The 11,666-nt window shown below is 34.5% G+C and carries 10 protein-coding genes; 6 read left to right on the top strand and 4 right to left on the bottom strand.

What is annotated here, in order from left to right:
* Positions 1–25: 25 nt before the first annotated feature.
* Positions 26–931 carry a LysR substrate-binding domain-containing protein gene (locus ED622_RS01795; RefSeq protein ID WP_122032255.1) on the top strand — a complete coding sequence of 302 codons (906 nt, stop codon included), beginning with the start codon at positions 26–28 and terminating at the stop codon, positions 929–931.
* A 225-nt stretch (positions 932–1,156) separates the two neighbouring features.
* Complete coding sequence (locus tag ED622_RS01790; RefSeq protein ID WP_122032254.1) at positions 1,157–2,131, top strand: DUF3187 family protein; 975 nt, start codon at positions 1,157–1,159, stop codon at positions 2,129–2,131.
* A gap of 3 nt (positions 2,132–2,134) precedes the next feature.
* Here ED622_RS01790 and ED622_RS01785 read toward each other — a convergent pair whose 3' ends face one another.
* Both ED622_RS01785 and ED622_RS01780 read right to left on the bottom strand, forming a co-directional pair.
* Positions 2,135–3,091, bottom strand: a complete 957-nt coding sequence (locus ED622_RS01785; RefSeq protein ID WP_122032253.1) for an AEC family transporter — start codon at positions 3,089–3,091, stop codon at positions 2,135–2,137.
* 454 nt (positions 3,092–3,545) lie between these two features.
* Positions 3,546–3,941: a hypothetical protein gene (locus tag ED622_RS01780; protein ID WP_122032252.1), complete on the bottom strand. Its 396-nt coding sequence runs from the start codon at positions 3,939–3,941 to the stop codon at positions 3,546–3,548.
* A gap of 304 nt (positions 3,942–4,245) precedes the next feature.
* Here ED622_RS01780 and ED622_RS01775 point away from each other — a divergent pair, with 304 nt between their 5' ends.
* The 4 genes from ED622_RS01775 (at position 4,246) to ED622_RS01760 (ending at position 10,119) form a co-directional block, all read left to right on the top strand.
* Positions 4,246–6,246 carry a hypothetical protein gene (locus ED622_RS01775; protein WP_162922419.1) on the top strand — a complete coding sequence of 667 codons (2,001 nt, stop codon included), beginning with the start codon at positions 4,246–4,248 and terminating at the stop codon, positions 6,244–6,246.
* An 89-nt stretch (positions 6,247–6,335) separates the two neighbouring features.
* The gene (locus tag ED622_RS01770; RefSeq protein ID WP_122032250.1) at positions 6,336–7,067 is read left to right on the top strand and encodes a hypothetical protein; all 732 of its coding nucleotides are present in this window, start codon (positions 6,336–6,338) and stop codon (positions 7,065–7,067) included.
* 35 nt (positions 7,068–7,102) lie between these two features.
* A complete protein-coding gene (locus tag ED622_RS01765; protein WP_122032249.1) occupies positions 7,103–7,816 on the top strand; it encodes a hypothetical protein in 714 nt (237 codons plus the stop codon).
* A gap of 440 nt (positions 7,817–8,256) precedes the next feature.
* Complete coding sequence (locus ED622_RS01760; RefSeq protein ID WP_122032248.1) at positions 8,257–10,119, top strand: PhoX family phosphatase; 1,863 nt, start codon at positions 8,257–8,259, stop codon at positions 10,117–10,119.
* A gap of 83 nt (positions 10,120–10,202) precedes the next feature.
* Here ED622_RS01760 and ED622_RS01755 read toward each other — a convergent pair whose 3' ends face one another.
* Together ED622_RS01755 and ED622_RS01750 are read right to left on the bottom strand one after the other, a co-directional pair.
* Positions 10,203–10,595 carry a 3D domain-containing protein gene (locus ED622_RS01755; protein ID WP_122032247.1) on the bottom strand — a complete coding sequence of 131 codons (393 nt, stop codon included), beginning with the start codon at positions 10,593–10,595 and terminating at the stop codon, positions 10,203–10,205.
* 138 nt (positions 10,596–10,733) lie between these two features.
* The gene (locus ED622_RS01750) at positions 10,734–11,600 is read right to left on the bottom strand and encodes a LysR family transcriptional regulator (protein ID WP_122032246.1); all 867 of its coding nucleotides are present in this window, start codon (positions 11,598–11,600) and stop codon (positions 10,734–10,736) included.
* Positions 11,601–11,666: the final 66 nt, after the last annotated feature.

Here is an 11,666-nt window from a genome sequence, read left to right as displayed (position 1 = left end):
CTTGTTGTAGGGTAAATAGAATATTATGAAAATTAACCATTTGAATGGTCTAAGAGCCTTTGAAGCGGCGGCAAGGCATCTGAGTTTTTCTTTAGCGGCAAAGGAGTTAAATGTCACTCCTGCAGCGATAGGGCAGCAAGTGAAATTACTGGAAGAGTGGCTTGGTCTCTCTCTGTTTGAGCGACGCTCTTCTGGTGCTTCTCGTTTAGTATTAACCAAGGAAGCTCTGCAAGGTTTACCTGATATTACACGTGGATTTAACGCTTTATCACAAGGGCTAAGCCAGTTAAAACCGATAGAGGTCAACCCTATTTTAACGGTTGCCGTTAGTCCTGCCTTTGCTGCTAAATGGCTATTAATGCGTATTGATGACTTTCAAACGTCATACCCTGAATGGGATCTCCGGTTAGATACCAATATTCGAACGCTTGATTACCTTGCTGAGAGCATCGATATTGGCGTCCGATATGGAAAAGGAGATTGGGAAGGGTTAGAAAAATCATTATTAATGACAGAGTCTGTCTTTCCTGTTTGCTCACCTGATTTAGTAAAGAAGGGGCTGTTTAGTTTAGATAACCTTACAGATTTTCCCTTATTGCATGATTTGTCTTTACCTAAAGAGAGTGGGTTTCCTTCTTGGTCTAGTTGGGCAAAGAAAAATAATATCCATAATATAAATACAGAAAAGGGACTGAAAATTAATAATTCAGCGTCTGTTATTCAAGCGGCGATCAGCGGGCAAGGCATAGCATTAGGTCGAAGTGTATTAGTGCAAGATGATTTAGATTGTGGTCGACTGGTTAAGCCCTTTTTTGACTTGAAATATCATATAGAATTGGCGTATTACATTGTCTGGAAATCAAATGGACTTGAACATGAAAAAGTTAAGGTATTTAAAGATTGGCTACATCAACAATCAGGCAAAGAGTAAGGAGTTAGCACGTGAATGCAATTGGGGGTTAGTTATATTTATTGTGAATAATTACTGTTTTTCTCGTTTTATTATGTGTATTTAAAAGGATTCTTATAGACCTCGCTCCCACATTTTTTTAGAACCGTTAGGATAAAATATAACATAAGTGATAATGGTTTTTGTTAATCTTACTCTCCATTTTTGTTACCAAAATATTAGTAGCCGTCAATTATATGGAAAATTATGCCAACTAAAACATTGATAACTTATCTATTTACCCCTCTAATAATTTTTGGTGGCTGGTCCTCTCTAGCTGCTGCCAATACTGTAGTTACACCACTAAAAACCTACGCCCAAGCACCTATACATTCTAATACATTAACTACTGAACTTCGTTCTGCTTTTGCTATGAAAGACGATAGTGTTGAGTTATTTGCAACAGGGACAATAGCGAGTGTATGGGCGCATTCTGAAAGCTTTAATATGGATTATTATCAAAATCAAGCCATAGTAGGTGCTCAATGGCAGGTGACAGAAAAGTTTAAAGCTGAGTTAAAATACCAATATAGTTATGCGGCAGATAATGGGTTAGATTCTTTTATTTACGGCTTTCATGACCTGTTTGGTATTGGTCATAATGGACGAGATGAGGTAGCTGAAGATCGTTTTAGCATTTCAGTTCCTAAATATGGTATTGAGATCCATGATTTTGAGAATGAAACGTTAGCGAGTGCTTTGCATAGCTATTTGGAATATCAGGTATTTGAAAATAAGTATAATGCGGTGAGCCTAGGGGCTAGCTTATATCTTAATCAGGTTAATAGTGGACCATTTAAGCGTGATAGTTTTGAGCAGGGTTTACAAATTAACTACAGCTTTAATTATGAAAAACACGCTTTATTTTCTACGGCAGGGATGACTTTCAGAGACAGTGATGCCGCAGGAAACTCAATGCCATATAAGAACAGTACACTTGCGTTTGCTATTGGTTATGGCTATGCGATCACGCCATCTCATCATATCATTACGTCTTATCATTTTTATGAAGGTGAGATTGATGATGGAGGGGACTTCTCTGAACCATCACATGAATACGTACTGGGTTATCGTTATCTTTTAGGTTCTGCGGCATTTGAGTTTTCAGCTATAGAGAATGCAGTGAATATGGATAACTCAACCGATATCGCATTTACCTTTGGTGTTCGATATATGTTGTAATCACTAAATCAAACCAAATGAAGATAAAATAAAGATCCCAAGCGTACAAGTGACTAATGATGCCACTGTCGTTTGGGCTATAATGTTGGCAGCCAGTGTTGAATTTCCACCCATTGCTCTTGCCATGACATAACTAGCGGCAGCAGTTGGAGCTGCACTCATAAAGAATAAAAGTCCTAAATCTACCCCCTTAAAGCCGAATAATATCCCTCCTGTCGTGATTAATAATGGACTTAATATTAGTTTGTAACTACTTGCAAACCACGTTGCTAGGCTGTCTTCTTTCATTGAAGTTAGATTGAGTGAACCACCGGCGCATAATAGTGCTAATGGTAAGGTCATGTTAGCGAAATATTGTCCTGCTTGAGTAACCATCTTAGGAATTGGAATAGAGAGAAAAGAACATACAACGCCCAATAAAATCGAGAGAATTAATGGGTTCTTAGTTAATGTTTTTACTATTACACTAAATGCTTGTTTTTCGTTATGTTCATCTTTTGGAGTCAGTGCGATCACGGCTTGAATATTGTAAAGCACGGTTGTAGCAGCAACATAAATAGCGGCCAAGGCAACCCCGGGATCACCATAAGCATTAGCAACATAAGCGAGGGCAATAATCGCAGTATTAGCTCGAAAGCCACCTTGGATAATCACGCCATGATCTTGTTTGTTTTTAAAAACAAGTTTAGTTGAAAAAGTTGTGAATAAGAAAAAGAGAAAGTTAGTGATTAACCCGTAAATAATTAAACGACTGCTGGATGAGAAATCATGATCCGCACTAACAATACTTAAGAAGAGCATCGCAGGCAAAGTGACTTGGAATACGAGCTTAGAGGCGATTTCAATAAAGTTATCGTTAATTAAGTTAATACGTTTAAGAACCACCCCCAAAAACAACATTAGACAAATAGGGCCAGTAATTGAGGCTGAGAACAGTAATTGAGTTATGAGGTTATCCATAGATCTTTTCTTATTAGCTTCCCTAGTAAGTGTTTATTTTACACACAATATATAAAAATTCAGTTATAGATGGGGTGATTTAGCATTGTTTGAGATGAATGTTGATATTAGGTTAGGTTTTGGCGCATAAGCATTGAATTGATGTTGGCGCTATTCTCAATCTTTTCTGCGTAATTACCTCAGCCATGATCTATTCGAGTTGAAATGAGTAAAGATCTGGCAGCGGTTTTTCCCATAAACTAGTTAGCTTTATGCTGAAAAATAGGTGAATAGTTGCACTTTTTGATGATGTTAAAAATGAGGAGAAACTGAGAGCATTATCAATTGTTAATTTGGTCTATTTATTTGGATTTTTAGCCATTTTTGTTTGGTGGAAATGGTTGATGTAATGCCTTTTTAGTTGATTTAAAGCCTCTGCAATCGAGGCTTTTTTATTAAAATATAATCTCCAAAGTTACTTGATTAGCTCAAAAAATAAATTTCCATATTTTATTTCTTTAAATTTAATTTTCATTCCCGATACGTGTAAACCAGAAAATCTATTATTATTTAATTCGACATAAATGGGCGGAGTAGATAATCTATCTGTTACTTGGAAACAAGGGTCATAGAGCGCTTTTTCTGAATAGTTAACTACAATTTCACATGCAGAAAAAGAACGATGGTCATTTTCTCCCTTATCCCAACAAACAAGTTCTATAGAAGCCTGATCTACTGGGTCTAACTTATAAATATCGCCAACTTTTGGAATTTCTCTCAGATTACTTAATGACTTGAACGGGTATATATTATCGGCAAAAGTAGATGGCGATATAAGAGTTAAAAGTAACAACGTTGATATTTTTTTCATAAAATCCTTCTTTTATATTTCTAACCTTTCGTTCGGATTTTATATGAATAATTACGCTTATGCTCCTGTAGTTTATTGCAGGTTTATCTTTAATTATTAATATTATTTTCATATAAAGTGGTAATAAAATTGTCATATTTTGTGTGGTTAGTAATATTATTAATAATAAATTCAATCGCAGCTAATAAATAATCATCTAAAAAATTAACACTTTCTTAAATATTATTCTAACATACTTACCAATGATTTTTTCGCATAAAAACACAGTATCACAGGGTATTAAAGTATGTTGATTAAGAAGAGTATGTTAACAGGATTAATTTTATCTTGTTCATTTAGTGAAGCGGTTTATGCACACACTAAATTTAATTTTAGTAGAGTGTGTAAAGTTCCGGAACTTGAAGGTGATATTAGAAATTTCGAAGAAAATATAGCTGATTTATACAAGATAGACATTAGCGATCCTAATATTACACCAAAAGAAATAGAGCAAAGTATTAATCAAGAGCTACCAACGTTTGAGTTTGGTTTAGCTGAATTCGCAAATAAATTTGCCGCTGCAATAAGTCTTTCTGTTGGTGGTTTTGATTTGCTCGAAGGGGTTGAAACAGGTAACTCAGATAAAACAACGGAAGGTATAGTAACGGCAAGTACTTATTTAGCTCCAGAGATAGTAGGAGAAGTCATTGGCACACTTTTTTCAGAATCAATTGCAGAGGCAGTCAATCCGATAACAGGATTAATAGTTATTGAAGCGCTAGCTATTAATCAAGATATAAAATTAGCTTCAGAAGTTAGCAAGATGATCGAGGCAGATCATAAGTTAATGAAGATCTACCAAAAGTCCATAAAAAAAACTAATAAACAACTAGAAAAACTAAGAAAAATTATAGTTGGAGACTATGCAGAAATATACAACTATGATTATGAGCGTTTCGGTGCTATAACCTTACAACTTCATAAGAACAGTTTTAATACACTCGTAAAGAGACTATTTATGGATAATTTTAGAAATAAAATTCAATATATATCTGATAAAAAAAAGTTATCTAGCCTTATTAATTTTAACATCTCATCAATAGATAACATGACAATAAATGATGTTATTTCATCTCTTCAGTATGTTAATAATCAGATAAGAAGTAAATACTTTACAACGAATAAATTCGTAAACGTACATGGCGGGATACATATCAAATTAAATAATGTTAATTGGGCAGACAAACCTGGCATTTATGCCGTCTATAAATCTATAGGTTTCAATAATGTCTTCCATGATTCTTTGGTTTGGATGAAAGTATTTAAGTCTGCGGTAAACTCCGTTGCTGATAAGATTTATGATGATAATACACAAATCATGAATGACTTTAAAACCATATTAACAGATGTTCGTTTTATTAACGGTATTCAGCATTCAATGATAAAACCATATAATGATACCGTGAAACAAAATGTTGCATGGCAAGAGTTTGGTTACCAGGTACTCGCCATATTAGATTACAACGATGCTGAAACAATTGCAGCACTTGCTAATGTAATAAATGTCCTTATACCTATTATTGGTTCTGTTATAGATATTCCTTTAGTTGAAAAAATTTCAAATGAGGTTAACGTAGCACCGTTAGTATTTGCTCTTACAAAATCATTTGTTAATAGAAAAATTGATATTACAGACAAAGAAGCATTTACAAATATTTTAAACGAATGGAAGAATAAAAACGGCAGTTCAGATAAATTATACGATAAATTACTTCAAGCTCATAAAACGGTTGCTGATAAATACTCTAAGATGACTATTTCAGAATCAGATATAACCTTAAAACCGATTAACCATAATAAATTAAATACCCTATTAAAAAGAGTGGATGAAAATATAAAAAATGGAAGCCTTAAGAAAAAAATAAACATAGCTATAAAAGAAGAAATTGACTTGAAACTTCCTTTTGGAAAAAACAATATAGATACAAGCAATAGATTACTTGATATTGCTCAAGTTACAAGTTCAATTCAAAACAGTTATTTCAGAGTAATTGTAAATAATATAAATCGTACCACATTAGAGTTAAGCGCGACTAATGATAGAATGATTGCAGCAACTCGTTTAAGTGAATTACGAGAAAGATTAGTAGCCATTAAAAACAATCATTATAATATGAATTATACATCAGGAGAACTGAAGAAATATTCAAATGCGAACTTTAGTTGGTTAACATTTTCAACTACGCCATATTTAGATATAGAACATAAAACGTTATTAGAGTACTTAGATAAAATAATAAAAACACTTATTGATGAAAATAAGTAAAAATCAACTTTGATAATATAAGAAATTAATTATAGTTTGAGTTTAATTATTTAATATAAAAATTAGAAATTATTACAATGGTCAAATGTATGAATATAAAATATATTTTTAGTGTTATTATTTTTTGTTTTTTTATTTTCCATAAAACAGCCTTTGCTGTTATCCCTTCTCAATTGGATTTAGATATAAGCTCTTTGTCTGATCAAGAGCTTACCCCAATCAAGCCATTATTGGTAACAAAAGAGCGAGTAACTAAAATTTCAGATACATTATTTGTTAATAGTAAAGTTAGATTAAACAAACCTCAATCTGAAAATCCGTCAAGAAAAATATTAAAAGAAACCGTTGATAACTTCCTGAATAAAACAAAGGAGACAATAGAAAAAATACGTAGAAAGGAAATTTTAATACCAGATTCAAAATTAGAAAAGAAAATATTGGACGACTTAGAAAGGAATGAATTTTTCTTAGATTCTTCATTGGGCGATTTAAAAAATGACACAATGTTAAGTGATAATGTATATTTGTTTACAACATCTCACGATGATAAGACGTTGATAATTGCACGTACACAAATAAAAAATTCTAGTGTGCTTCAAATCGATACAGTAATGTCAGACCCTACTAATATCTTGAATACAAACTTAATGAACGAGGGAGCTGTAAAGCGAGCAAGTGTAGAAAATATCAGGAGTATTGCAAGAGATGTCAGACAAAATCAACCATTAATCAAAAAAATATCGGCTTTTGTTATATCCCCGACTTTGGAGTCAAATTATAGAAGAATGGGATTTAAAGAATCCCCATGCGAATGGTTTTAAGTAAAATAATTAATTATTAACATAGGCAGAACACTATGAATAAAGTATTAATAAGTTTCTTATATTTGTGTTTAATTAGCTTATCTACATTAAGTGTAGCTGGGAAAAGCTTAATTATAGATGTAAATGATCTAAAAAATCAAGATCTTACTTCTGTGCCTCCATTATTGATAGGAGAAAATGGAACTAGTAAAGTTTCTGAAACGATATTTACTAATGAGAAAATAACATTAGAACAGCCTATTGCAAAAAGTGAACCAAGAAAAAGGTTAAAAATCATAGTTAATGGTTATATTAGTAAGTCTAAAGAGATATTAGATAGTATAAATGATGGTTCTTTTATAATTTCTGATATATCACAAAAAAATGAGTTACTTGTTGACCTTAGAAATAATTATGATTTCCTAAGAAGAACAATTGAATTTATTGATTCTAATACGACCTTTCCAAAATATAATTTTCATACCACCAAATTTAAAGGTAAGACTTTAGTGATAACTAAAACATATAAGTATGGTGATGAACTTGATATTTCACTCGTGATGTCTAACCCAGAAAATCTTGTTAATAATAAACTAAAATTGATTGGAGGTATTAAAAGAGCAAGTGTCGAAAATGTCAGGAGTATTGCTCGGGATGTTGTGACTAATGAGCCTTCAATGAAGTTACTTTCAGCTTATGTTGTATCCCCAACTTTAGAGTCAAACTATCGAAGATTTGGTTTTACTGAAGAGCTATGTAATGAATAGATATTATATCAAAAAACAGTATATTTTACGTTTAATTCCTAAACTAAATTTCTGGAGTTAAAGGCAAATATATTAGAAATACTAGATGGATAGGGCTTGGAAGGCAAGTGCCCATTATGAGCCAGACCTAAATATTATCAACCCTACACTTATAGGCGGGTCAAGCGTTAGACTAGAAATAGCTATAATGCTTGTCAAAGCTAATTTACATTACTGTTTTTTACAATAAACAGGATAATCAATATAACCTTTCTTATTACTACCAAATAAAGTATTACCGTCTAGTGTTGCTAGCTCATAATCGTTTTTATATAGAGTAGTAATAAAAATACGCAATAAAATCGTCATGTCCTTTCAATATTTCTGTCATAAAGCACCTTTAGTCTACCTTTGATTGTAAAAATACACTTATAAAAATAACAGTTTAAAAGGGAAGTATGATGAATAAGTTTGTAGAGAAAGAATCAGATTTTAGCAACATGGTTAATGCACGTTTATCTCGTCGAGGTTTTTTAATGGGAACCGCGGCGGCAGGTGCAGGCGCTTTTTTAGCGTTAAATCCAGTAGCGAAAGCCATTGCAGGTAGCATGGATAGTTCATTATTAAATTTTGAGGCCATTACCACTTCTACCAGTGATTCTATCCTTCTTCCTAAAGGTTATAGCTCTAGTACGTTGATGTCGTGGGGGGACCCAATCTTTGCTAACGCACCTCAATTTAACCCTAACGGTAAGCAAGGCTCAAAAGCACAAGCACTGCAATTTGGTGATAATACCGATGGTATGAGTGTATTCCCTTTATCAAAAGATCGCGCCATTCTTGCAGTCAATAATGAATACACCAATTATGAATACTTGTTTGCACATCAAGGCAAAGCGATGACGGCAGATGATGTTGCCAAAGCACAAGCTGCGGTAGGAATTACCATTGTTGAAATCGTAAGAAAGAACGGTCAATGGATGATGGATCCAACAGGTAAAGCAAATCGCCGTATTACCGCAAATACAGAGATGTTAGTAACAGGCCCTGCAGCTGGCCACAATTTATTAAAAACCAAAGCTGACCCAACAGGTAAAAAAGTATTAGGTACTTTCAATAACTGTGCAAATGGTGAAACGCCGTGGGGCACTTATTTAACTTGTGAAGAAAATTTTAATGATTTCTTTGGTTCAGAGCAAAACGCAACCTTAACTGCCGATGATAAACGTTATGGTATTAAAGCAGAGCAAAGTGATTATCAATGGCATAATTTTGATGATCGCTTTGATGTGGTTAAAAATCCGAATGAACCAAATCGTTTTGGCTGGGTGGTTGAAATTGATCCGAATGATCCAACCTCAACCCCATTAAAACGAACAGCGCTAGGTCGATTTAAACATGAAAATGCCGCATTAGTGGTGAATGATGATGGTCATGTCGTGGTGTATCTTGGTGATGATGAACGTGGCGAGCATTTGTATAAATTCGTATCAAAAGATAAATACCAAGAAGGTAATAACGCAGCCAATCGTAACCTTCTTGAAGAAGGCTCCTTGTACGTTGCTAAATTTACAATGAAAGACGATAAGTTAGAAGGCGATGGCCAATGGCTAGAACTCACTTATGGTAAGAATGGTTTAACCAAAGAAAACGGATTTAATAGCCAAGCTGAAGTGATGATTTTTGCTCGTCGAGCAGCAACACAAGTGGGCGCAACCACAATGGACAGGCCTGAATGGGTTGCCATTCATCCAGATAAAAAACACGTTTTCTGTACATTAACGAATAATAAATATCGTGGGGTAAAAGAAGGTCAAGATGTCGATGGCGTTAATCCACGAGCTGAAAACCATTATGGTCAAATTGTGCGTTGGGCACCAACTAATGCAAATCATGTGAGTGATACATTCCAATGGGATTTGTACCTAATAGCAGGGAACCCAACGGTTCATAAAGGCAATTTGTACGCTGGCAGTGACAACATCAATAAAGACAATATGTTTAATAGTCCTGATGGTATTGGTTTTGATAAAGCAGGACGTCTATGGATTCAAACTGATGGTAATTACTCAAACAAAGGGGACTTTGCAGGACAGGGTAATAATCAAATGTTGTGTGGTGATCCTGAAACAGGCGAAGTGCGTCGTTTCTTAACTGGGCCAATTGGCTGTGAAATTACCGGACTTACTTTTTCTGAAGATCAAAAAACCATGTTTGTTGGTGTGCAGCATCCATCTGGACACTTCCCTCAAGGGGGAGATAGCAAACCACGCTCAACTATTGTGATGGTGACTAAAGATAATGGTGGTGTGATCGGCAGTTAGGATCGCTATATTTAGATATAAAAAAGTGGCCTCATTACGAGGCCACTTTAATTGAAAGTGTTGAAGTGATAGTTATTAAGTGTCTACTTCTTTTCTTCTTCTACAGTCCAATGGATAACGACTTCTTTTTTACCCCATTGTCTTGCTTTCTCAACATCTTCACCCATGTAAATATCAATCTTCTTTTTCCAGCGCTTATTCATCTTATCTAACACTAGGTATGTGCCATCAAGTCCTTCGATTGTTACTTCTTGATTATGAGTAAGGCCCATATCGATAAGATCTCTTGATACCGCAATTGATTTCATTCCTGGTTTTAATGTATCACCCCAAGCCGCAAGATTTGGCGTGTCATCGGTTTCACCAACACTTGATGTGTATGCGCTTGCTGTTACTTTTAGAGATTGTTCGCCTTCTGCGCAGCCAAAAAGTGACGTCATAGCGAGTGCTGCAAAAAGATAAAAACGAATTTTCATGATTTTTTCCTTTGAATATAGGGGGTTAGTAGGTAATAAATGTATCCGTACATAATACCTTTTTCTTTGGTTGGTGCTTTGCTAAATATTGAGACAACGCATGATTCAATGAATAAAATGAAGTGTATAGGTCGATAACTAGGCTAATGCCCTTTCAATGGCATCAATTGCCATTCTTACACTAATCGGAACTTGGCCATGAAAGGGATGAAGCGCATAGACATTAGACGCTTTCATTTCATAAGTAGGTAATACTTCTTTTAACTCATCTTGATGTTGCAAATAGATAAACTCAGGAAGAAGCCCAATTCCGAACCCATTTTTTATTAACGCTAAACTATTTTGAACCGTGTTGACTTGATGCGCTGCGATAAAGTGTATAACGCGGGCGTTTTTTGTTGTTGTATTTACTAGCTGATGCGAAATTTGCTTTGATTGCCAGTGGTTTGCAGCATAAGGCAAAGCTTCAATGCTATCAATAGTAAATTCTGGATAGTCTTTGGCGATACACAATACGTCTTGTATGGTTCCAATGCGCTTTTGCTTTAGGTTACTTAATTTTGATTCACCAACACGGATAGCTAGGTCGATTTCTTCTTGCATTAAATCAAGCTGTCCATCATGCGCAATTAAGTTTAGTTCCACTTCTTTGTGCGTGTTAAATACGGAGCTAAGAGCCGGTATAACAATGCTGTTCATTAAGGCGTGCGGAGCGGTGACAGACAATTTCCCTTGAGGCGATTCTTGCTGATGTAAGATATCACTCCATGCCTTTTCTGCTAATTTGTGCATCTCACAACATTGTAGATAGAAATGCTCTCCAGAGGCGGTGAGTGATTGTTTTCTTGTCGTACGTTTGAGTAATGGAATAGCAAGTTCATGCTCTAGTTGTTTTAAGTGTTGGCTAATAACTGACTTAGACAGTTCTAATTTTTCAGCCGCTTTAGTGATTGATCCTGTTTCAACAATCGTCATAAAAAGGGTCATTTGTTTAAGCTTATTCATGCTCTTTTAAATCCTATTGTTCTATTTTATTAAACAGTGATTTCTTATTGGTTTGTTTTTCAATCT

Source organism: Aliivibrio sp. EL58 (assembly GCF_900312675.1).
Classification (GTDB): domain Bacteria; phylum Pseudomonadota; class Gammaproteobacteria; order Enterobacterales; family Vibrionaceae; genus Aliivibrio.
Note: the sequence above shows the minus strand (reverse complement) of the source record. Positions and strands in the feature narration are given on the sequence as shown.